Source organism: Dyella sp. Tek66A03 (genome assembly GCF_052567735.1).
In genome coordinates this window covers 2,973,167-2,993,687 of sequence record NZ_CP199584.1, presented here as the reverse complement: position 1 = coordinate 2,993,687, position 20,521 = coordinate 2,973,167, and the positions used below count along the sequence as shown (strand labels likewise).

Genomic DNA, 20,521 nt, shown 5'->3' with positions numbered 1-20,521 from the left:
CCCGCGGGGTTTCATGCAGCGGCTGAATCGCGAGGACTCTCCTCCGGCTCCTGCAGGATCGGCGCCGTCATCGGATCGAGAATGTCGAAGGGGCGAGCGACATGGGCGGGCGGCGCCCTTACCCGAATGCGCCTGGCGACCACCGCCGCGAGCACAGCCGTCGCAACGGCCATGAAGTAGAGCAGTCCATTGATGCCCATCCGCGCCATGACGGTTGCGCCGATCAGAGGGCCGAGCGCGGAGCCGAAGCCATTCACCAGGATCAGCTTTCCGCTGACCGCAACCATGCGATCGCTCGACATATGGTCCAGCGCATAGGCCACGCAGACCGGATAGAGCGTGGACATGAAGCCACCCAGCAGCGCCGCGAGCGGCAGCACGATCGCCAAGGTATGCGGTAGAACCACCAGCAATAGGGCAGTGGTCGCGAAGCCCAGCGCCAGACCGATCAGCACGATGCGTCGGTCGCCCCGATCGGAAAGCCGGCCGACGGGGATTTGAAAGGCGAGCCCGCCGAGCACGGCGACGAACATGAACAGCGCAATGGTCGACTGATCGGTGCCCTCATCCAGCATCCACGCCGGTACTAGCGCGTAGAACGCACTGTTGACCAGGCCGCCGACCACGCAGCCGATCACGGCCGTGGGCGCCCGCTGGCTGAGTTCGCCCAAGCCCAGGCTGCCCTCAGAAGCGAGGCCCGGTGCCTCCGCTCGCGTCGTGCTCATGATGACCAGGGCGAGGGAGAACAGTCCCATGATGATGAAGAAGGGGGCTGCCGATGCCATGACCACCACGCTGATCAGGAGCTGCCCGATCGCAAGGGCCACGAAGGTGCCGACCATATAGATGGAGAACACGCGGCCCCGCTGATCGGCGCGCGCCTTGGCGTTTAGCCAACTCTCCGTAGTGATGAACAACCCGACGCAGCCGATGCCGACGATCAGGCGACAGACGATCCAGACAAGGGGTTGGACGAGGAGCGGAATCATTGCAGTCGCCACCACCACCATGCCGGCGAAGGCGGCGTAGGAGCGAATGTGACCAATACGCCGGATCAAGCGCCCGCTCACCATCGCGCCGACCGTAAAGCCAGCAAAATAAGCGCTGAGTATGAGGCCGTTCAAGCCAGGGCCGAAATGCTCGGCGGTCAAGCGCAGGGAAAGGAAGGTATTGAAGAAGCCGACCGCGAGCTGAATGAGGCTCGTTGCGATGATGAGTGCGCCGATTTGAACAAACATCGGCCATATCCTCCGTACGTATCGATGAACCCAGGCCGGGTGCTTGCGACTTCGACAGCATCGCTACGTCGGCCGCGAAAATCAAATGATTCCCGCAAAACGATCCCTTCGTGAACAGGCGAGGGATCCAGACCCGGAGCGCGCCGAGCCATGGTTGGCGCGGGGCTGTGCGTTTTTCAGCGCCGGCGCCGGACCAGCGCGATGAACAGCCCCGCCAGCAACAAGCCCAGCACCAGTCCCACGCCGGCGCCCCACAGTGCGCCGCGCGAACCGCCCACGGCCTTGCCGATCAGGAAGCCCAGTACGAAAAGTATGGGTAACGGCAGACAGCCCATCGTCGATCCTCCGTGCCCATCCTTGCAGCGCTCCCTGGCGGGACGCAACGCCGAGGTCTTCGAGCTTGTGTTGTCGGCTGTTCGCCCATAGCTACTCGGGCAGGCATGGCAGCGGGCTATGCGATCCGAGACTGTCCTGATGCCTTTGAAAGACCGGCCGACCTCCGTCCTGTTCGTTTGCCTGGGCAATATCTGTCGCTCGCCCCTGGTCGAAGCCGTCGCACGCCAGCGCTGTGCCGAGGCCGGGCTGGATGTGGTGTTGGCCTCCTGTGGTACGGGCAACTGGCACGTGGGCAAGGGCGCCGACGCGCGCATGCAGCAGGCGGCAGCGGCGGCGGGATACGACCTTTCGTTGCATCAGGCACGGCAGGTGCGTGCGGACGATTTCCTAAGCTATGACTGGGTGCTGGCCATGGATCGCAATAACCTGGTGGCACTCGCGCAGCTGCGGCGATCGCAAGGCTCGCGACCCGAGCTGTTCCTGCCCTGGAGTGGCGTGCGTTCGCCGCTGGAATTTCCCGATCCCTACTTCGGCGAAGCCGCCGGCTTTCGCGAGGCCGTGCGACTGGCCGAGCAAGGCGTGGACGGGCTGATCGCCCGGCTGCGCGGCAGCTGAAACCGGCTAGAATTCGCCCATGCAGCCCTCACCGCCGCAAGCCTTCGACGGCAAGGCTTTCGTCAAAACACTCACGACTTCGCCTGGCGTCTATCGTCACTTCGACGCGGACGGCGATTTGCTGTACGTGGGCAAGGCCGGCAACCTGAAGAAGCGCGTTGGCAGCTACTTCCTCAAGCCGAGGATGGAGCCGCGCATCGCAGCGATGGTGGCGCAGATTGCACGCGTGGAAATCACGTTGACGCGCACCGAGGGCGAGGCGCTGCTGCTGGAATCGCAGCTGATCAAGTCGCTCAAGCCACGCTACAACATCCTGCTGCGCGACGACAAAAGCTATCCATATATCTACCTCTCCGGCGGCGAGGACTATCCGCGGCTCGCTTTCCATCGTGGTGCCCGCAATATGCCGGGGCGCTATTTCGGACCTTATCCGAGCACGTTCGCGGTGCGCGAAAGCCTCAACCTGATGCAAAAGCTGTTCAAGGTGCGCCAGTGCGAGGACAGTTATTTCAAGAACCGCTCGCGGCCTTGCCTGCAACATCAGATCGGGCGTTGCACGGCGCCCTGCGTGCAGCTGATCACGGTGGACGACTACCGTAACGATGTGCGGCATGCCGAGATGTTCCTCGACGGACGCAGCAGCGCGGTGATCGACGAGCTGGCCAGCTCGATGGACCGGGCCGCCAAGGCGCTTGAGTTCGAGCGCGCTGCGGCCATGCGCGACCAGGTCGCAGCGCTGCGCCAATTGCAGGCGCAGCATCATGTGCAGGGCGCGAGCGCCGATATGGACGTGCTCGCCTGTCGCATCGAAGCGGGCATCGCTTGCGTCAGCGTGTTGTTCTTTCGCAATGGCATCAGCCTGGGCACGCGCGATTTCTTCCCGCGCCTGCCACTCGATGCCGAGCCCTCCGATGTGCTGGAGCAGTTCATCGCGCAGTACTACCTCGATCGGCCGGTGCCGCGTGAGCTGATCCTGGGCGAGCCTGTGCCGGACCAGGAGATTCTGGCCGAGCTGCTGACCCAGCAGTCCGGGCATGCGGTGGAACTGAAATCCAGCGTGCGTGGCGAACGTGCGCGCTTCCTGCAGATGGCCGAGCGCAATGCGCAGGCCTCGCTCACCGCGCGTCTGGCCAGCCGGCAGACGCTGAAGGCGCGCTTTGACGATCTGCAGAAACTGCTGGAACTGGATGAACCGCCGCGCCGTCTCGAGTGCTTCGATATCAGCCACACCCAGGGCGAGCTGACCGTGGCCTCATGCGTGGTGTTCGGTGCGGAAGGTCCGGAAAAGTCCCATTACCGTCGCTTCAACATCAGCGGTATTACGCCGGGCGATGACTATGCCGCCATGCATCAGGCCCTGGTGCGCCGCTTCCGCAAGGTGGCGGAGGGCGAGGGCGCCCGACCGGATATCTTGCTGATCGACGGTGGCAGCGGACAGGTGGCGCAGGCGCTGGACGTGCTGAAGGAGCTCAACGTCACCGGTATCCACGTGATCGGCGTGGCCAAGGGCCCTGGTCGTCGCGCGGGCGAAGAGACCCTGATCCTCGCTGACTCCGGCCGCCAGCTGCACCCGGGTCCGGCATCACCTGCCCTGCATCTCGTCGCCGCGGTTCGTGACGAGGCGCACCGTTTCGCCATCAGCGGTCACCGCAAGCGCCGCGAGAAGGCGCGCGAGCGTAGTGTGCTGGAGGACGTCCCGGGTATTGGCGCGCGCCGCCGCACGGCGCTGCTGAAGGCGTTTGGCGGCCTCGCCGGCGTCGAGGCCGCAGGTGTGGAAGAACTCATGCAGGTCAAGGGGATTGATCGCGGCCTGGCCGAACGCATCTATGCTGTGCTCCATGGCTAACCGGGTTCGATGCGGTCGCCTTTGAAAGAACCCACCCGGAAAGGATTTATGCGCATCAACCTGCCAACCTGGCTCACCTTGTTCCGCGTGATGTTATTGCCGGTCATGGTGGTGGTCTTCTACTGGCAGTTCCCGGGACACAACATCACGGCCGCCATCGTGTTCCTGCTGGCCGCGATCACCGACTGGCTGGATGGTTATCTCGCACGTCGCATGAACCTCACCTCGGCCTTTGGCGCGTTTCTGGACCCCGTGGCGGACAAGCTGATGGTGGCCGTGACGCTGTTCCTGCTGGTGGAATCGCATCGTGGCGGCTGGCCGGGCATCCTGATGGCGGTGACCGCCGCGATTATCGTGGGGCGTGAGATCAGCGTTTCGGCGCTGCGCGAGTGGATGGCCGAGATTGGCATGCGTGCCACCGTCAAGGTCGCCTTCATCGGCAAGCTGAAGACGGTGATGCAGATGGTGGCGCTGGTGGTGCTGATCGTGCAGCACGAAAAGAACGCCGAGGCGCTGCGCCTGTACCACATCGGCGAGGCCCTGCTGGTGATCGCCGGCATCCTCACCATCTGGTCTGGCGTGTACTACCTGCGTGCTGCCTGGCCCAGCCTGCGCGGCGACCATCCGCTTCCCGCGTCGCGCGGCGAGAATGAATGAATTTGTGACGAAGGCTTGACGGCCACCGTTTAGTCATTACAATGCGCGGCTCCGATGCGGGAATAGCTCAGTTGGTAGAGCACGACCTTGCCAAGGTCGGGGTCGCGAGTTCGAGTCTCGTTTCCCGCTCCAAATTCCGTTGACCGGTGCATCGCGGTTGACACTCAAAAGCGGCCATGGGCCGCTTTTTTGTTGCCCTGGCCCAGGGTGGGGCGTCACTGCACATCGCGAAAAATGATGCCCAGCGTATGACGGTGCATCGAGCAGACGTGACTAACACCATGGCGCAGATTTCCCGATACGTGCCGCGCATACCTTGCACGGGGCGTCGATGCGCGACAAAGATCACCGCATCGTCTTGCCCAAGCGGCACGACTTCCGGTCGCGACTGCATGAGTGACCGCTGCTTAGCAAGTACGAGTCCGCCTCCGCGAAATCGCAGCCTGGTTTGGATAGCAGGATTGCCATCTGCAACGGAAACACGTGCTCGCCGTACACGTCCTGGTGCAGGCAGTTGTAGTCGCCGGGGCCGTACTGCAAGAGCAGCGGTGTAGGGCGTGACTGGCCGGCGGCATGGCAGCGTTCGATGAAATCGGCAGGTTGGGCCGGATAGCGCACGTCCCATCCCATGGCCTCGTTCCATAGATTGGCCAACGGCACCAGACGAGGGTAGATCGCTGCGCGCAGTTCGGCGACGAGTTGGGGCAGCGGATAGCGGAAGTACTGATATTCGCCGCGACCTAAACCGTGGCGCCCCATGACTACGCGGTTGCGGAACAGCTGGTGCTGAGAGTAAAGCGCGGCGAGCGTCGCGCATTCGTGGGCGGATAGGAATCCATCCAGCATCGCGCATCCCTGCGCGTCGAGATCGTGGGTGACGCGCGACCAGTCGATCGCTTCGATGCGTGCGGCGGTCCTTTCGCGCCCATCGAGGCTCAGACTGCTTCGTGGTCGTGCATTCACGCGCTGGCTTCCCGCTGCAATAGCGTGCGTTTGCGTTCGATACCCCAGCGATAGCCCGACAACGCGCCATCGCTGCGCACAACGCGGTGACAAGGGATGGCGATGGCCAGCCGGTTGGCGGCGCAGGCCTGGGCTACCGCGCGTACCGCACGCGACGCGCCAATGCGCTGAGCGAGTTGCGCGATGTGGGCGATGCCGGCAGAGCCACAAGGTGAGCGCAGAGCCCAGGCCAGCCAACACGGCGGCGATCATCAGGCGTGCTCGAATGGTGCTCAGAATCTGGCTGAGCGGCCCGGGTGTGGTGGGTGGCGCGGCGCCCCAGCGGGAACATGAAGGGGGACTTTGATCTGCACGGTGCGTTCGGCCAGGAAGCGCTTGGGCGGTGCACCGACGGCCTTGCGGAACATGGTCACGAAGGCGCCCGAGCTGTCGTAGCCCAGATCATCGGAAATGGATTGAATGGACTGCCCCTGGGCCAGCATCGGCAACGCGGTCACCACGTGCAGTTGGCGACGCCAGCGGTTTACGCTCAGCCCCGTCTCGGCCGCGAACAGGCGCGACATGTTGCGCTCGCTCATGCCTATATGCGAAGCCCACTGCTCAAGCGTGACGTGATCGGCCGGTGCGGCCAGCATGGCGTCCGCGAGTTTCCGCAGGCGCGCATCCGCAGGCATCGGGAGATGGAGCCATTCGAGTGGAGCGGCAATCAGCTCATCGAGCAGCACGGCGATCAGGCGTGCCTGGGCGCCGTGCTGCTCGTAACGCTCGGGCAGCTCGGCCGTTCGCTCCAGCAGTGCGCGCATGAAGGGCGACACGGAAATCGTGCAGCAGGTGTCGGGTAGGCCCGGCGCGGCATCGGGCTCGACGAACACGACGAAGCCCCGCGGCTCGCCGCTGCTGTGCGCTCGGTGAACCAAGCCGCCAGGAATCCAGACCGCGCCCTGCGGTGGCACCACCCACAGACCAGCATCGGCCTCTAGAGTGATCAAGCCGCTGTCGGCAAATAGCAGCTGCGCCTTGCGATGGCTGTGAAAGGGAATCTCCCAGCTTTCAGTGACCATGCTCAGGCCAATGACGGACACGGGCCGGTCAATCCGGTCGGGGGAGTCGGGCTCGATCCCGTTGACTGCGGTCACGAACATTGAATGGCTCCTTGTCGTGGCTTCAGGCGTCGTCCAGCAGGGATTGCGCTTTGGTGTGGGCTTCCTCGGCGCCCGCGACGATGTGCATGGGGTAGCCCCAGAACTTGCCGAAGACGACCGAGAATGCCTCCATGGCGGCACGCTTGGCCGTATCCGTGACGATCTGGACGTGACCTTTGACGAGGCGCCGGATTTCGTTCTTGTTGGCCTTCATCCACAGCGTGATTTTGCGACGGTCCTCGACGTTGTCCGTGTCGCCGTCGCCAGGCTCGCCTTCGCCCACGAAGACGAAGGGCTGATTGCGTGACAAGAGCTCGGAAAAGCTTGCGATCGTCTCTTCCATTGGCACGTTGAGGGCTGGATCGGCGACCATCCAGACGATGGGGAATTCGGCTGTGTCGATGTTCATAACAGGCTCCGAGCATTTGAGATGGAGTTGTTTCAAATGAGAGTCGTTATCGTATACGGGCCTCAACAGTGCGTCATTGGCCAATTGGGACAAATAATTATTCAATCCAGCCAATCGGCGCGTAGCGTCGCGAGTTGTCAGGCCAGGAAGTCGCTGCGCGGTTGCAGCGCATCCTTGATCTCACCGTCAAAGCCCAGGTCGACCAATCCCCGGCCGCCGCCGATCCGTTGCTGATCCAGTCCGGTCGCCCCGATCACGCGGGCCTGCCGTTCGATGGGTAAGTGCGATTTCACCTGCACCGCCACGCCGCCCAGGCGTTGCGCGTCGTACTGGCGGCGGGCGCTGACAAAGAGTTAGGGTGCGAGCTGAAAGTCTCGTTTCCCGCTCCAAATTCCGTTGACCGGTGCATCGCGGTTGACACTCAAAAGCGGCCCCTGGGCCGCTTTTTTGTTGTCCTTGACCAGGGCGATTTCGTTATTGGGCATCGTGAAAAATGATGCCCAGCGTGTGGCGCTGCCCCGAGCGCACGCGGCTGACACCATGGCGCAGGTTCACCCGATAGGTACCCCGCGTGCCCTGCACGGGACGGTGATGCACGGCAAAAATCACTGCGTCGCCTTGCTGAAGCGGCACCACTTCCGGTCGTGACTGCATGCGTGGACGCTGCTCGGTCAGCACGAATTCGCCACCCGTGAAATCGCTGCCGGGTTCGGATAGCAGAATCGCCATCTGCAAGGGAAACACGTGCTCGCCATACAAATCTTGATGCAGGCAGTTGTAGTCGCCGGAGCCGTACTGCAAGAGCAGAGGGGTGGGACGCGACTGGCCGGCGGCGTGGCAGCGCTCAATGAAATCGTCATGCCTGCTCGGGTAGCGCACATCGAACCCCATCGCCTCGTTCCACTGGTTGGCCAACGGCACCAAACGAGGGTAGATCGCCGTGCGCAGTTCGGCGATGAGTTCGGGCAGGGGATAGCGGAAATACTTGTACTCGCCGCGACCGAAGCCGTGGCGCCCCATCACTACGCGGCTGCGAAACAGGTGATCCTGGGAGTACAGCATGGCAAGCGTCGCGCATTCGTTGGCGGACAGGATCCCATCCAGCTTTGCGCATCCCTGCGCGTCGAGATCCTGAGTGACATGCGACCAGTCGATCATTTCCGTGCGTGCCCCAATGCTTTCCGCCCCATGGAGAGTCAGGCTGCTTTGCGGCTGTGCATTCATGCGCGGGCCTCCCGTTGCAACAGCATGCGTTTGCGTTCGACACCCCAGCGATAGCCGGACAACGCGCCATCGCTGCGCACGACACGGTGGCAGGGGATAAGGATGGCCAGGCGGTTTGCGGCGCAGGCTTGAGCTACCGCGCGCACCGCATCCGGGGCGCCAATGCGGCGGGCGATTTCGGCATAGCTCGCCGTCGATCCGGCTGGAATATCCCGCAGCGCACGCCAGACCCGTTGCTGAAAGTCTGTTCCGCGCATGTCGAGCGGTAGATCGATGGCTGTGTTCGGGGACTCGACAAGTGCAGTGACCTTGTTCAAAAGCCGCGTCGCCCTGTGATCGCCTTCGATGATCGCCGCATGCGGAAAACGCAGCTCCAGTTCATCCATCACGTCGGCCCGCGAATCGCCAAGCAGGACCGCGCAAATGCCACCAGCATTGCGAGCAACCATCAGCGTACCCAAGGAACATGTGCCGAGGGCAAACGTCAGGTGCTCTGCCACTGTTGTATCACGCGTTGGTGCAGGTGCTCTGCGCGGACCGCTTAAGGTGGCTTCAGCTCGTTTTGCCTTTGTACCGAACGAGTTCATGGATGGTCTCCCAACGTGGATGTCGTGGAGCCAATTTAGACTTCGTGACGAGGCCGAACACTCCGATTCTTGCGATCTGGAGCTTCAGGCTATCCGGCAATCGTTGAGCGCCAACGCGTTGGCGTCTCACCCTCCCACTGTCGGAAGGCGCGGTTGAAGGAGTTGAGTTCTTCGAAGCCGAGCAGGAAGGCGATCTCGCCTGTGTCGAGATCGGTGGCATCAAGCAGGCGCCGCGCGAGATGGCGACGTACCTGGTCCAGCAGTTGCTGATAGCTGGTGCCCGCCTCGCCCAATTTGCGTTGCAGCGTGCGGGGACTTAGATGCAACACGTCGGCGACTTGAGCCATGCGCAGATGACCGCCGCGCATGCCGCGCGCCAATACGTTCCACACTTTGTCGTGCAACGAGGTGGTGGTGCTCAGCTCGTGCAGCGATGCCTCCAAGGTCGGCAGCAACGTTGCCAGATGATCCTGGTCGTGGGTGATAAAGGGCAGGTCGAGATCCGGCCGGTCGTACACGATGCGATCCTGCGCGGCGTTGAAGCGCAGCTCGCAACGGAAATGCGCGGCCAGCACATCAGCAGCGATTGGCCGTCGCGTAAGTTCCAGTCGGCGCAAGCGGATGCTGCGACCGGTGCCGCGTTCGGCCAGCGCAAAATGCGAGGCGAAGACAGCATCGATCAGGAAATGTGGCGCCTGACCTTCCGCAAGCATCCACCGCATGCTCACCGCAGCCTCGTCGCGGCCCAACTCGATGTTGATGTCCTCGGGACAGGTAAGGCGCTTGTAACGAGCCAACTTTTGCATGGCTTCGCCGAGGGTGGCCGAATGCAAGGCGGCCAGCGACACGACGTCATAGACCGCCGTGCGTGTACCGTCGCCAAGGCGCAGGCCCAGGGTGGGGTCGTCATACAGCGCCTCGACAGACCGCCACAGATTGAAGAACTGCGTCGTCGTCACCGTGGCGCGGGCTTGCTCCATGAGATCGCTGGGCAAGCCGGCGTGTTTCAACACGGCAGGCACGTCGACTCCGAGCGCCGTCAGGCGCTCGGATGCACCACGATTAAGCGGAATCTGGTCGGGTCTCACATCCGCATTCTCACGACATGACCTGTTCTTTCCGTGTTATCAGCCTAGCGAGCGCAACATACGAAAGCGTTCTTCGACCGCTTCCGGCGTGCTGTCGAAGTCCGTAGAAAGGCTGAGCGTACGCCACTTCGCGTCTTCGGCTGCCATACGCTTGGATTGTTGTTCGGCAAGAAATACCGCATCGGATCCCAGCAGCAAACGCAACGGTGGCTCGGGCGTGTTGGCAATGCTGAGAATAGCTTGCGCTGCCTTCACCGGATCGCCCGCTTCGCTTCCTCCGTGGGTCCCCATCAAGTCGATCATGGGGCCGAGTATGGGCGCGTACTCCGAATCGGCTCGTGGCGGGTAGATCGTCATCGAGGGGCCCGCCCAATCGGTACGGAATCCGCCTGGCTCGACCAGCGTCACATGGATGCCAAATGCGGTTACTTCCTTGGCGAGTACCTCGGAGAAACCTTCCACCGCCCACTTGGCACCCTGGTAGGCAGCCATGCCCGGCACGCCAATGCGCCCGCCGATGGACGAGAACTGGATGATGTGACCGCTCCGCTGTCTACGCAGTACCGGCAGGGCGGCACGGGTGACGTTGACGACACCGAAGAAATTGGTCTCCAGCTGCGCCCGGAAGTCGGCGTCGTCACCTTCTTCGATCGAGGCCAGATTGCCGTAGCCGGCGTTGTTCACCACTACGTCGAGCCGACCGAATGCATTCACCGCCGCCTGTATGGCAGCGTGCGCCGCATCGGCATCGGTGACGTCCAAGGCAACCGCGCGTACGCGGTCGCCGAAGCGTTGCACTAGCGGGGCGAGTTGGGCGGGATTGCGCGCGGTGGCAATCAACGAGTGGCCAGCGGTGAGTACTGCCTCGGCCAGCGCCTTGCCGAAGCCGCGCGAACTGCCAGTAATAAGCCAAACCTGTGACATGGGAGTCTCCTAACGTGGGTCTCGCGGGCGGGGGAGGGCCCGGGATGTGCAGACCTTAGGCGGTCGGAGCGCGAGAGAAATAATCGGATCGCGCCAAGTTGGGGTGTGCCCGCCGTCCCCGCTGTTTGTGTCCAGCATTCGGCGCCGATGGCCACCGCGGTGGGTGCCGGCGCCGAGTCCCACGCGGCTCTCCGTCGCATATCCACGACACTCAGCCCATAATCCTCCGCACCGGGGAAGCCTGTCTCAGCAGCTCATGAACATATGCCAACGGTGTCCATAGGGACGTCGATGCCCCGGCGCAGACCACCGTCCGCTTGCCGGCGCTATGGCATTTCGATTTTGGCGGGCCCGATATGGAGCGATTGGTGGCAGGGCGTGAGCGTATCTATCTTGATCGTTTCTGGAACGAGTTTGCGGGGGATCCATCCAAGATGGACGAAGCGAGTCGTCGGCATTACGCCGAGCTCTACGCGAAGCCCGGCGCCATGCATTCGGCGTTTGCGCAGTTCCGTTCGATCCGCAAAGACGCCGAGGACAACAAGCTCGCCATGGCGACGAAACTTCCCATGCCGGTCCTGGCCATAGGCGGCGAGAAATCATTCGGTGCCAATGAGGCAGCCGTGATGCGCAACGCCGCGAGCAATGTCACCGAGTCGGTGATACCGAATGCCGGGCATTGGCTGATGGAAGAAGCGCCGGACGCCACCATAACGGCGATACACGGCTTCATCGATGGGGCCAAATCGCTTCATTGATCTGTGCGTTGCCAATCAGCAGGCGGGCGGGCCACCGATCCGGTGGCCCGCCATGTTGCCATGGTCAGTGCGTGTGCTTGCGGTGTTCGATGGCCTGCTTGCGATAGAACGGATAACACAAGCCCAGGCAGACGAACCAGATCGGCGCATACATCAGGCCGGTCAATGTGTCGGCTTTTTGTGTGAAGACCGCCAGCACGAACACGAAGAATGCCAGCACCACCCAGCACATCAACACGCCGCCGGGCATCTTGAAGATCGATCGCTCATGCCGCTCAGGATGCAATTTGCGGTAGCGCATGTAGGCCACCAGGATCAGCGACCACACGAAGATGAAGCAGATGCTGGAGATGGTGGTCACGATGGTGAACGCCGTCATGATGTCGCCTTCCTGGTAGAGCAGGAATACGCCGATGAACAGCACCGCACAGGAATAGGCCAGACCGTTGGCCGGCACGTTGTTGTTGCTCAGCTTGGCGAACGCGCGCGGTCCCAGCTTGCCGTCGGCAAGGCCATAAAGCATGCGACCGGTGGAATAGATGCCGCTGTTGGCGGAAGAGGCGGCCGAGGTCAGCACGACGAAGTTGATCAAGCTGGCTGCGATCGGGATACCGATCAGCATGAACAGATTGACAAACGGACTCTTGTCCGGCGCCACCTGATTCCAGGGCGTGACGGTCATGATCACCAGCAGCGCCAGGATATAGAACACGATTACGCGGATCGGAATCGAGTTGATCGCCTTGGGCAGGGTCCGCTCCGGATCCTTGGCCTCCGCCGACGTGGTGCCGACCAGCTCAATGCCCACGAACGCGAACACGGCGATCTGGAAGGCCGCCAGGAAGCCCGCGCCACCATGCGGAAACCAGCCACCGTAAGCCCACAGGTTGGACACCGCGGCCTTGGCGCCGGTGGGCGAGGTGAAGCCGACGGCGATCAGCACGGCGCCGATCGCTATCAACGAGACGATGGCGAAAATCTTCACCAGGGCGAACCAGAACTCCATCTCGCCGAACAGCTTCACCGTCAGCAGGTTCAACCCCAGCAGCAGAAGAATGCACGAGGTGCCCGGCAGCCATAGCGGCACGCCAGGTGCCCAGAAGTGGATGTAGCCGGTGATCGCCACGACGTCGGCGATCCCGGTCACTACCCAGCAGAACCAGTAGGTCCAGCCGGTGAAGAAACCGGCGCAGGGGCCAAGCAGGTCGTAATTGAAGTCGACGAAGGATTTGTAATTGAGATTGGACAGCAGCAGCTCGCCCATGGCCCGCATCAGGAAAAACAGCATGCTGCCGATGATGGCGTAGGCGAAGATCACCGACGGACCAGCCAGGCTGATGGTCTTGCCCGAGCCCATGAACAAGCCGGTACCGATGGCGCCGCCAATGGCGATCAATTGCAGGTGACGATTGCGCAGGTTTCTCTGCAGGTGATGTTCGGGACTGGCCTGCCTTACGGAGGCTTCGCGGTTTTGCATCATCGGCACGGTCCTGTCAGGTGATGGGCGGTGGCGACACTCTGCGGTTGATGCGGAGGCACACCAGCGAAAGCAGCCATCCTAGAGGATTCCCCCGGAAGGGTTCATATCGCCCGCTGTCATAAGCTGCTTCAGAGCGCGACGGATGGGGAGCGAAGTAGCGAGGGTTGCCGGGCCAGGCACTTTTATGCGCTCGGCGGTTTCCATGATGACAAAGAAATGGCGCCGTATCGCTACGGCGCCATCTTCGTTTTCTCAGTCTATGGTCGATCAGAGCGCTTCGAACACGCCCGCAGCGCCCATGCCGGTACCGATACACATGGTCACCATGCCGTACTTCTGCTTGCGGCGACGCATGCCGTGGATCAGCGTGGCGGCGCGGATGGCGCCGGTGGCACCGAGCGGATGGCCGAGTGCGATGGCGCCGCCCAGCGGGTTGACCTTGCTCGGGTCGAGGCCGAGATCGCCCATCACGGCAAGAGCTTGCGCGGCGAACGCTTCGTTGAGCTCGATCCAGTCCAGCTGGTCCTGCTTGATGCCGGTCTGCTTGAGTGCCTTCGGAATCGCTTCCTTCGGGCCGATACCCATCACTTCGGGCTTCACGCCGGCGACGGAGAAGCCGACGAAGCGGGCGATCGGGGTGAGGTTGTAGTCCTTGATCGCCTGCTCGCTGGCGAGCAGCAGGGCGCCGGCGCCGTCGGACATCTGCGAGGAGTTGCCGGCCGTCACGCTGCCGCCGAACCTGTCGTTGCGGAACACCGTGCGCAGCTTGGCCAGCACTTCCAGCGTGGTGCCGGCGCGCGGACCTTCGTCGGTGTCGATCAGGCGGCTGTCGGTCTTGATGCCGCGGCTGATCAGGTCGGGGTAGTGATCATCGAGCTGGAACGGCGTGATCTCATCCTTGAACTCGCCGGCAGCAATGGCGGCGAGGGCGCGGCGATGGCTTTCCACGGCGAAGGCATCCTGCTGCTCGCGCGTGACCTTCCACTGCTCGGCAACCTTCTCGGCGGTGATGCCCATGCCGTAGGCGATGGCGCGATCTTCGTCATTGGCGAAGATGGCGGGGTTCATCGCGATCTTATGGCCCATCATCGGCACCATGCTCATGCTCTCGGTGCCGCCAGCGATCATCAGGTCGGCCAGGCCGAGCTGGATGCGATCGGCGGCCATCGCGATGGCCTGCACGCCAGAGGAGCAGAAGCGATTGATGGTGACGCCGGGCACGGTGTACGGCAGGCCGGCGAGCAGCGTGCCGATACGCGCCACGTTCATGCCTTGCTCGGCTTCCGGCATGGCGCAGCCGATAATGGCGTCGTCGATGCGGTGCGGGTCGATGCCCGGTGCCTGTGCCATCACGGCGCGGATCACGTGGGCGAGCATGTCGTCAGGACGAGTGTTGCGGAATACGCCGCGCGGCGCCTTGCCGACCGGGGTGCGGGTGGCGGCGACGATATAGGCGTCTTGAACTTGCTTGGTCATGGGTTTGCTCCGTTACATCGCGCGTATGAGCTGCGACGTACTTAGGTTTTTGATCGTCATCCCAGCGTTCGCTGGGATGACGAGCTGGTTAGTTGCGCAGCGGCTTGCCCGTCGTCATGGTGTGGGCGATGCGGGCCTGGGTCTTCTCCGTCTTGGCCAGCTCCACGAAGTGCTTGCGCTCCAAGCTCAGCAGCCATTCCTCATCGACCAGCGAGCCGCGTTCGATCTTGCCGCCGCACAGGGTGTCCGCGATGCGCGTGGCGATGGCCACGTCATGCGGCGAGGCGAAATAGCCTTCGGCCAGGTTGGCCAGCGAAGCCTGGAACGTTGCCGTGCCGACATCGCCAGCCGCCGGGATGGCACGGGCCGGCATCGGCGGACGCCAGCCGCTTTCGGCCAGCGACAGCGCCACCTTCTTGGCGATGTACAGCAGCTCGTAGCTGTTGAACACGACCACGTCGGTGTCGCGCAGCAGGCCCAGCTGCTTGGCTTCCATCGCGCTGCCGGAGACCTTGGCCATGGCGATCGTCTCGAACACCTTCTTCAGCGCCTCGAACGGATCTTCCGGATTGGCCTGGGCCGCACGCACGGCCAGCTCCTTCAAGCCACCGCCAGCCGGCAACAGGCCCACGCCCGCCTCGACCAGACCGATATAGCTTTCCAGCGCGGCAACCGTGCGCGCCGAATGCATCTGGAACTCGCAGCCACCGCCCAGGGCCAGGCCACGCACAGCAGCGACCACCGGCACCAGCGAATGCTTGATGCGCATGCTGGTGCGCTGGAAGTTGGCGACCATCTTGTCGAAGTCGTCGAACTTGCCAGCCTGCAGCAGGCCAAGCGCGCCCTTGAGGTCAGCTCCGGCCGAGAACGGCTCGCCGGTCTGCCACAGCACCACCGCCTTGAGCTGCTGCTCGGCGATATCGATCGCCTGCTGCACGCCATCCAGCACGTAGTCGTTGACCGTGTTCATCTTGGTCTTGAACGAGATGATGCCCACGCCGTCGTCGCCCAGGGTCCACAGGCGAACGCCGTCGTTCTCCCATACCGTGGTGCCCTGGTCGAACTTCTCGCCCAGGATCGGATCGGGGAACAATTGGCGCTGGTAGACCGGGTGCTGCGAGCGCGGCTTGTAGCTGCTCGACGCAGCCGACCAGGAGCCGTCCTTGGCGTGCACGCCGGTGCGGCCGTCGGTAACCCATGCCGGCAGCGGCGCCTTGCTCATGGCCTTGCCCGCGGCGATGTCCTCGGCGATCCAGCCGGTAACCTGCTGCCAGCCAGCAGCCTGCCAGGTCTCGAACGGACCGAGCTTCCAGCCGTAGCCCCAGCGGATGGCGAAGTCGACATCGCGCGCGGTGTCGGCGATATCGCCCAGGTGATAGGCGCTGTAGTGGAACAGGTCGCGGAAGGTGGCCCACAGGAACTGTGCCTGCGGATCAGCCGATGCGCGGAGCTTGCCGAACTTCTCGGCCGGGTCCTTGATGGCGAGGATTGCGGACACCTCATCCGACGCTTTCTGCTCGGACGGGCGGTAGTCCTGCTTGGCCACATCGATGACCACGATGTCCTTGCCGGCCTTGCGATAGAAGCCGGCGCCGGTCTTCTGGCCCAGCGCACCCTTGGCGATCAGGCCCTGCAGCCACACCGGTGCCTTGAAGTACTCGTGCCACGGATCATCGGCCAGCGTATCGGCCATGGTCTTGATCACGTGCGCCATGGTGTCCAGGCCGACCACGTCGGCGGTGCGATAGGTCGCACTCTTGGGACGGCCCACGGCCGGGCCGGTCAACGCGTCGACGGTATCGAAGCCGAGCTTGAACTGCTCGGTGTGATACATGGTCGCCAGCATCGAGAACACGCCGATGCGGTTGCCGATGAAGTTCGGCGTGTCCTTGGCGTAGACCACGCCCTTGCCCAGCGTCGTGGTGAGGAAGGCCTCGAGGCCTGCAAGCACGTTCGGGTCGGTGAGCTTGGTCGGGATCAGTTCGACCAGGTGCATGTAGCGCGGCGGATTGAAGAAGTGCACGCCGCTGAAGCGGTGGCGCATCTCTTCCGGCAGTGCTTCGGCCAGCGCGTTGATCGACAGGCCCGAGGTGTTGGAGGCGATCACGGCCGTCTTGGACAGGTGCGAGGCGATCTTCTTGTACAGATCGAGCTTCCAGTCCATGCGCTCGGCGATCGCTTCGATCACCAGGTCGACGTCCTTCAGGTGCGCCAGGTCGTCGTCATAGTTCGCCGGAATGATCGCAGCGGCGACGTTCTTGTCCGCCAGCGGGGCAGGCGACAGCTTCTGCAGATTGGCAATGGCCTTCAGGGCGATGCCGCTCTTGGGACCTTCCTTGGCGGGAAGGTCGAACAGCACCGTTTCGACGCCGGCGTTGGTCAGGTGCGCAGCGATCTGCGCGCCCATGACACCGGCGCCGAGTACCGCGGCCTTGCGGATACGTAGCGGTGCCTTGGGTAAAGATGGGGCGGTCATTGGCTTCTCCGTAATGCGAGACACAAAAAGGTGGGACGGGCGGCCGTGATCGGCCGGGGGATACTCGGTTTACGAATTCAGGGTGACTTGAGACCCGCGGCAGCAAAGCGGATCAGGTGCGCGGCGGTTTGCTCACGATGCTGATGCTCCGGCACATCGCTTTTTCGCTGGATCATGCCGAAGCCCGACATGGCGTGGGTCAGCGCGCCGGTCACCAGGTCCACGCGCCAATACAGCTCCTCTTTGCTCAAATGGGGCAGCAGGCGGGCGAATTCGGCAGTGAACTGGCGCATCACGTGGCCATAGTTTTCCGACAAGAACTTACGCAAGGTATCGTCGTGCTCGGCGAAGGCCCGGGCCAGCACGCGCATGAACAAGGAACCACTACCATCGTGGGAAAGCTCCAGTGCAGGCGCGATGAAGGCGGCCAGCACGTCCTCGACGGTGGCGTCGGGGTCGCCGGCGATCTTCTGCAGGGCGGCCATGCGGCGTCCATTCAGCTGGTCGAGGCGGCGCCGGAAGACCTCCTCGATCAGCCGGTCCTTGGAGCCGAAGTGGTAGTTCACGGCGGCCAGGTTGACCCCGGCAGCGGTGGTCAGCTGGCGCAACGAGGCGCCTTCGAAGCCGTGCCGGGCAAACAATGCCTCGGCGGCACCGAGGATGCGTTCCTTGGTCGGCAGGGGGGCACTGGAAGAGGGCATGGTTCGTTGGCCTGAACGAGGAATCAAACGATCGTTTGAGCATACGCGGGTCGATTTGCGCCCGTCAAACGATCGTTGGGCCTGCCCGCCCCCGGCCCGGCGGCTGGCTTGCGTATGAGTTAGAATCTGTCAAACTTTCGTGAGCTAAATCCGCATATCTAGGCCGGATTTGGCGTAATTTGCCGGTAACAATCGGCCCGCCCATTCAGATACCAGTTTTCCCGGAGCAGACCCATGGCGCTGGAGCGCACCCTTTCCATTATCAAGCCCGACGCCGTTGCCAAGAACGTGATCGGTGAAATCTACGCCCGCTTCGAAAAAGCTGGCCTGAAGATCGTTGCTGCCAAGATGAAGCACTTGTCGCGCAAGGAAGCCGAAGGCTTCTACGCCGTGCATCGCGAGCGCCCGTTCTTCAAGCCGCTGGTCGAGTTCATGATCTCGGGTCCGGTGATGATCCAGGCGCTGGAAGGTGAGAACGCCGTCCTCAAGCATCGCGACCTGATGGGTGCCACCAATCCGAAGGACGCTGCGCCGGGCACCATCCGCGCCGACTTCGCCGACTCCATCGACGCGAATGCAGTACACGGTTCCGACGCCGCCGAAACGGCGAAGGTCGAGATCGCGTACTTCTTCGCCGAGACGGAAGTCTTTAGTCGCTGAGGTATGACGTTGTGAACCAGGTAGTGGTCAATCCGCCCGAGAAGGTTAACCTGCTCGACTTCGATCGCCAGGGATTGCGTGATTTCTTTGCGCAGATCGGCGAGAAGCCTTATCGCGCCGAGCAGGTGATGAAGTGGATCTACCATCGCCTGGAAGACAACTTCGAAAACATGACCGATGTGGGTAAGGCGCTTCGAGCCAAGCTCGAGGCGACTTGCTATGTCGGTCCGCCAAAGACCCTGTTCGACAAAGGGGCTGTCGACGGCACACACAAGTGGCTGCTCGGCATGGATGGCGGCAACGCCATCGAGGCGGTGTATATCCCGGAGCCGACCCGCGGCACGCTGTGCGTGTCCTCGCAGGTCGGCTGTGGCCTCAATTGTACGTTCTGCTCCACGGCGACGCAGGGCTTCAACCGCAACCTTTCCACCGCCGAAGTCATCGGTCAGATGTGGGTGGCGGCCAAGTATCTCGGCAACATCACGCACCAGAACCGCCGCATCACCAACGTGGTGATGATGGGCATGGGCGAGCCGCTGCTGAACTTCGACAACGTCACCAAGGCGATGAGCCTGATGCGCGATGACCTTGGCTTCGGCCTGGCATCGAAGCGCGTCACGCTGTCCACCGCCGGCCTGGTGCCGATGATCGACAAGTTGTCGGAAACCATCGACGTGTCGCTGGCCGTGTCGCTGCACGCTGCGAACGACGAGCTGCGCACCGAGCTGGTGCCGCTCAACAAGCGCTATCCGATCGCCGAGCTGATGGCGTCCTGCCAGCGCTGGCTGGATCGCAGGCCGCGTACCTCGATCACCTTCGAGTACACCCTGATGAAGGGTGTCAACGACCAGCCCGAGCACGCGCGCCAGCTGATCAAGCTGATGCGCCGGATGCCGACGTGCAAGGTCAACCTGATTCCGTTCAATCCATTTCCTGGCACACGTTTCGAGCGTTCCGACGTCGAAACGATCCGCGCCTTCCAGACCCAGTTGCTCAATGCCCACGTGCTTACCATGTTGCGCCGCACCCGCGGCGACGACATCGATGCGGCCTGTGGCCAGCTCAAAGGGCAGGTATTGGACCGCACCCGTCGCCAGGCCGAATTTCGTAAGCGTCTGGATGAAGGGGCGAGTCATGCGGCTTGATCGGATTTTGCTGGGCGCCGGGACGGCGTTGTTGCTAGCGGGTTGTGTGACGACCACCACTACCGATGCCGGTGGTGTATCGACCAAGATTCCGCGCACGACCAAGGCCGAAAAGCAGGATGAGGGCGCTCGCGTCCACACCGAGCTTGGCCAGCAGTACATGGAGAACGGCGATCTGCAGGACGCCCTGGTCAAGCTGAACAAGGCGTTGGAGTTCAATCCAAACTATGTACCGGCCCACACCGTGCTCGCGGTGGTCTACGAGCGTATCAACGACATGCCCAATGCCGAGCTGCACTACCGCAAGGCAGTAATGTTGGCGCCGGACAAGGGTGATACGAACAACAACCTCGGCTGGTTCCTGTGCAGGAAGGAAGGCAAGACGGCCGAGGCCATGCTGTATTTCAAGAAGGCCGTGGCCGACCCGTTCTATCAGACGCCAGCCGTCGCCTGGACCAATGCCGGCACCTGCCTCGCGAGTTCAAACGACTATGCCGGCGCCGAAGTGAACTTCCGCAAGGCCATCCAGATCGACCCGCAGAATGGCGAGGCGTTGTATCAGCTCGCCAATGTGCTTTATCTTCAGGGTGATGCGTTCCGTGCCCGGGCCTTTATTCAGCGCTTCGATGCGCTGGGTCAGCCTAGTGCGGCAGCGCTCAAACTTGGTCATGACATTGAATCCCGGTTGGGCAACAGGGACGCTGCTCTTAACTATGGTAGGCGACTGCAAAGCCAGTTCCCGGACTCGGAGCAGGCGCGCGCCCTCGACGCAACTGCAAGCCAATGACATCCCAGC

At 62.8% G+C, this 20,521-nt stretch carries 20 protein-coding genes, 1 tRNA gene and 2 pseudogenes; 8 read left to right on the top strand and 15 right to left on the bottom strand.

Annotation, left to right across the window (positions count from 1 at the left end; all coding sequences use genetic code 11):
- Positions 1-11: 11 nt before the first annotated feature.
- Together ACT01B_RS13170 and ACT01B_RS13165 are read right to left on the bottom strand one after the other, a co-directional pair.
- On the bottom strand, positions 12-1,238 hold the full coding sequence (locus tag ACT01B_RS13170; protein ID WP_445143710.1) for an MFS transporter: 1,227 nt from the start codon (positions 1,236-1,238) through the stop codon (positions 12-14).
- Positions 1,239-1,414: 176 nt separating this feature from the next.
- Complete coding sequence (locus ACT01B_RS13165) at positions 1,415-1,573, bottom strand: hypothetical protein (RefSeq protein WP_445143709.1); 159 nt, start codon at positions 1,571-1,573, stop codon at positions 1,415-1,417.
- Between the two features lie 139 nt (positions 1,574-1,712).
- On the opposite strand from ACT01B_RS13165, the gene ACT01B_RS13160 reads away from it, so the two are divergent.
- From ACT01B_RS13160 to ACT01B_RS13145, 4 genes are all read left to right on the top strand, one after another.
- On the top strand, positions 1,713-2,189 hold the full coding sequence (locus ACT01B_RS13160; RefSeq protein WP_445143708.1) for a low molecular weight protein-tyrosine-phosphatase: 477 nt from the start codon (positions 1,713-1,715) through the stop codon (positions 2,187-2,189).
- 19 nt (positions 2,190-2,208) lie between these two features.
- Positions 2,209-4,035 carry an excinuclease ABC subunit UvrC gene (gene uvrC / locus ACT01B_RS13155; protein WP_445143707.1) on the top strand — a complete coding sequence of 609 codons (1,827 nt, stop codon included), beginning with the start codon at positions 2,209-2,211 and terminating at the stop codon, positions 4,033-4,035.
- Between the two features lie 48 nt (positions 4,036-4,083).
- Positions 4,084-4,692, top strand: a complete 609-nt coding sequence (gene pgsA / locus ACT01B_RS13150) for a CDP-diacylglycerol--glycerol-3-phosphate 3-phosphatidyltransferase (RefSeq protein WP_445143706.1) — start codon at positions 4,084-4,086, stop codon at positions 4,690-4,692.
- A 56-nt stretch (positions 4,693-4,748) separates the two neighbouring features.
- Positions 4,749-4,824 (top strand) — tRNA-Gly (locus tag ACT01B_RS13145).
- 220 nt (positions 4,825-5,044) lie between these two features.
- On the opposite strand, the pseudogene ACT01B_RS13140 reads toward ACT01B_RS13145, so the two are convergent.
- From ACT01B_RS13140 to ACT01B_RS13100, 9 genes and pseudogenes are all read right to left on the bottom strand, one after another.
- A pseudogene (locus ACT01B_RS13140) lies at positions 5,045-5,451 on the bottom strand (2OG-Fe(II) oxygenase); the annotation flags it as partial.
- 200 nt (positions 5,452-5,651) lie between these two features.
- A pseudogene (locus ACT01B_RS13135) lies at positions 5,652-5,846 on the bottom strand (methylated-DNA--[protein]-cysteine S-methyltransferase); the annotation flags it as partial.
- Between the two features lie 81 nt (positions 5,847-5,927).
- The gene (locus ACT01B_RS13130) at positions 5,928-6,797 is read right to left on the bottom strand and encodes an AraC family transcriptional regulator (RefSeq protein WP_445143705.1); all 870 of its coding nucleotides are present in this window, start codon (positions 6,795-6,797) and stop codon (positions 5,928-5,930) included.
- Between the two features lie 22 nt (positions 6,798-6,819).
- Positions 6,820-7,206: a hypothetical protein gene (locus ACT01B_RS13125; RefSeq protein WP_445143704.1), complete on the bottom strand. Its 387-nt coding sequence runs from the start codon at positions 7,204-7,206 to the stop codon at positions 6,820-6,822.
- 137 nt (positions 7,207-7,343) lie between these two features.
- Entirely contained in the window at positions 7,344-7,499 is a 156-nt protein-coding gene (locus ACT01B_RS13120; protein ID WP_445143703.1) for a DUF3363 domain-containing protein, read from the bottom strand.
- A gap of 181 nt (positions 7,500-7,680) precedes the next feature.
- Complete coding sequence (locus ACT01B_RS13115) at positions 7,681-8,430, bottom strand: 2OG-Fe(II) oxygenase (RefSeq protein ID WP_445143702.1); 750 nt, start codon at positions 8,428-8,430, stop codon at positions 7,681-7,683.
- On the bottom strand, positions 8,427-9,017 hold the full coding sequence (locus ACT01B_RS13110; RefSeq protein ID WP_445143701.1) for a methylated-DNA--[protein]-cysteine S-methyltransferase: 591 nt from the start codon (positions 9,015-9,017) through the stop codon (positions 8,427-8,429). Before ACT01B_RS13110 ends, ACT01B_RS13115 begins: the two co-directional genes overlap by 4 nt.
- Before the next feature lie 89 nt (positions 9,018-9,106).
- On the bottom strand, positions 9,107-10,105 hold the full coding sequence (locus ACT01B_RS13105; protein ID WP_445143700.1) for an AraC family transcriptional regulator: 999 nt from the start codon (positions 10,103-10,105) through the stop codon (positions 9,107-9,109).
- A 39-nt stretch (positions 10,106-10,144) separates the two neighbouring features.
- On the bottom strand, positions 10,145-11,029 hold the full coding sequence (locus tag ACT01B_RS13100; protein WP_445143699.1) for an oxidoreductase: 885 nt from the start codon (positions 11,027-11,029) through the stop codon (positions 10,145-10,147).
- Positions 11,030-11,385: 356 nt separating this feature from the next.
- Between ACT01B_RS13100 and ACT01B_RS13095 the strand changes: the two genes are divergently transcribed.
- Complete coding sequence (locus ACT01B_RS13095; protein WP_445143698.1) at positions 11,386-11,787, top strand: alpha/beta fold hydrolase; 402 nt, start codon at positions 11,386-11,388, stop codon at positions 11,785-11,787.
- A gap of 64 nt (positions 11,788-11,851) precedes the next feature.
- Here the strand turns inward: ACT01B_RS13095 and cycA are convergent, their stop codons facing one another.
- From cycA to ACT01B_RS13075, 4 genes are all read right to left on the bottom strand, one after another.
- On the bottom strand, positions 11,852-13,267 hold the full coding sequence (gene cycA / locus ACT01B_RS13090; RefSeq protein ID WP_445143697.1) for a D-serine/D-alanine/glycine transporter: 1,416 nt from the start codon (positions 13,265-13,267) through the stop codon (positions 11,852-11,854).
- A gap of 267 nt (positions 13,268-13,534) precedes the next feature.
- Complete coding sequence (locus ACT01B_RS13085) at positions 13,535-14,743, bottom strand: acetyl-CoA C-acyltransferase (protein ID WP_445143696.1); 1,209 nt, start codon at positions 14,741-14,743, stop codon at positions 13,535-13,537.
- Positions 14,744-14,831: 88 nt separating this feature from the next.
- Positions 14,832-17,219, bottom strand: a complete 2,388-nt coding sequence (locus tag ACT01B_RS13080; RefSeq protein WP_445143695.1) for a 3-hydroxyacyl-CoA dehydrogenase/enoyl-CoA hydratase family protein — start codon at positions 17,217-17,219, stop codon at positions 14,832-14,834.
- A gap of 77 nt (positions 17,220-17,296) precedes the next feature.
- Positions 17,297-17,920 (bottom strand): TetR/AcrR family transcriptional regulator, encoded by a 624-nt coding sequence (locus ACT01B_RS13075; RefSeq protein ID WP_445143694.1) that lies wholly within the window; start codon positions 17,918-17,920, stop codon positions 17,297-17,299.
- Between the two features lie 234 nt (positions 17,921-18,154).
- On the opposite strand from ACT01B_RS13075, the gene ndk reads away from it, so the two are divergent.
- From ndk to pilW, 3 genes are read left to right on the top strand one after another with little or no spacing between them, the layout of a single operon-like run.
- Positions 18,155-18,580, top strand: coding sequence for a nucleoside-diphosphate kinase (ndk, locus tag ACT01B_RS13070; protein WP_445143693.1), 426 nt, complete (start codon positions 18,155-18,157; stop codon positions 18,578-18,580).
- An 11-nt stretch (positions 18,581-18,591) separates the two neighbouring features.
- Positions 18,592-19,725 carry a 23S rRNA (adenine(2503)-C(2))-methyltransferase RlmN gene (gene rlmN, locus ACT01B_RS13065; RefSeq protein ID WP_445143692.1) on the top strand — a complete coding sequence of 378 codons (1,134 nt, stop codon included), beginning with the start codon at positions 18,592-18,594 and terminating at the stop codon, positions 19,723-19,725.
- Positions 19,715-20,512: a type IV pilus biogenesis/stability protein PilW gene (gene pilW / locus ACT01B_RS13060; RefSeq protein ID WP_445143691.1), complete on the top strand. Its 798-nt coding sequence runs from the start codon at positions 19,715-19,717 to the stop codon at positions 20,510-20,512. The genes rlmN and pilW overlap by 11 nt, the downstream gene beginning before the upstream one ends.
- Positions 20,513-20,521: the final 9 nt, after the last annotated feature.

What these genes read in the sequence shown, in the direction of transcription:
- ACT01B_RS13170 (WP_445143710.1), bottom strand. Translation starts at nt 1,238, where the DNA reads ATGTTTGTTCAAATCGGCGCACTCATCATCGCAACGAGCCTCATTCAG.
- ACT01B_RS13165 (WP_445143709.1), bottom strand. Translation starts at nt 1,573, where the DNA reads ATGGGCTGTCTGCCGTTACCCATACTTTTCGTACTGGGCTTCCTGATC.
- ACT01B_RS13160 (WP_445143708.1), top strand. Translation starts at nt 1,713, where the DNA reads ATGCCTTTGAAAGACCGGCCGACCTCCGTCCTGTTCGTTTGCCTGGGC.
- uvrC (WP_445143707.1), top strand. Translation starts at nt 2,209, where the DNA reads ATGCAGCCCTCACCGCCGCAAGCCTTCGACGGCAAGGCTTTCGTCAAA.
- pgsA (WP_445143706.1), top strand. Translation starts at nt 4,084, where the DNA reads ATGCGCATCAACCTGCCAACCTGGCTCACCTTGTTCCGCGTGATGTTA.
- ACT01B_RS13130 (WP_445143705.1), bottom strand. Translation starts at nt 6,797, where the DNA reads ATGTTCGTGACCGCAGTCAACGGGATCGAGCCCGACTCCCCCGACCGG.
- ACT01B_RS13125 (WP_445143704.1), bottom strand. Translation starts at nt 7,206, where the DNA reads ATGAACATCGACACAGCCGAATTCCCCATCGTCTGGATGGTCGCCGAT.
- ACT01B_RS13115 (WP_445143702.1), bottom strand. Translation starts at nt 8,430, where the DNA reads ATGAATGCACAGCCGCAAAGCAGCCTGACTCTCCATGGGGCGGAAAGC.
- ACT01B_RS13110 (WP_445143701.1), bottom strand. Translation starts at nt 9,017, where the DNA reads ATGAACTCGTTCGGTACAAAGGCAAAACGAGCTGAAGCCACCTTAAGC.
- ACT01B_RS13100 (WP_445143699.1), bottom strand. Translation starts at nt 11,029, where the DNA reads ATGTCACAGGTTTGGCTTATTACTGGCAGTTCGCGCGGCTTCGGCAAG.
- ACT01B_RS13095 (WP_445143698.1), top strand. Translation starts at nt 11,386, where the DNA reads ATGGAGCGATTGGTGGCAGGGCGTGAGCGTATCTATCTTGATCGTTTC.
- cycA (WP_445143697.1), bottom strand. Translation starts at nt 13,267, where the DNA reads ATGATGCAAAACCGCGAAGCCTCCGTAAGGCAGGCCAGTCCCGAACAT.
- ACT01B_RS13085 (WP_445143696.1), bottom strand. Translation starts at nt 14,743, where the DNA reads ATGACCAAGCAAGTTCAAGACGCCTATATCGTCGCCGCCACCCGCACC.
- ACT01B_RS13080 (WP_445143695.1), bottom strand. Translation starts at nt 17,219, where the DNA reads ATGACCGCCCCATCTTTACCCAAGGCACCGCTACGTATCCGCAAGGCC.
- ACT01B_RS13075 (WP_445143694.1), bottom strand. Translation starts at nt 17,920, where the DNA reads ATGCCCTCTTCCAGTGCCCCCCTGCCGACCAAGGAACGCATCCTCGGT.
- ndk (WP_445143693.1), top strand. Translation starts at nt 18,155, where the DNA reads ATGGCGCTGGAGCGCACCCTTTCCATTATCAAGCCCGACGCCGTTGCC.
- pilW (WP_445143691.1), top strand. Translation starts at nt 19,715, where the DNA reads ATGCGGCTTGATCGGATTTTGCTGGGCGCCGGGACGGCGTTGTTGCTA.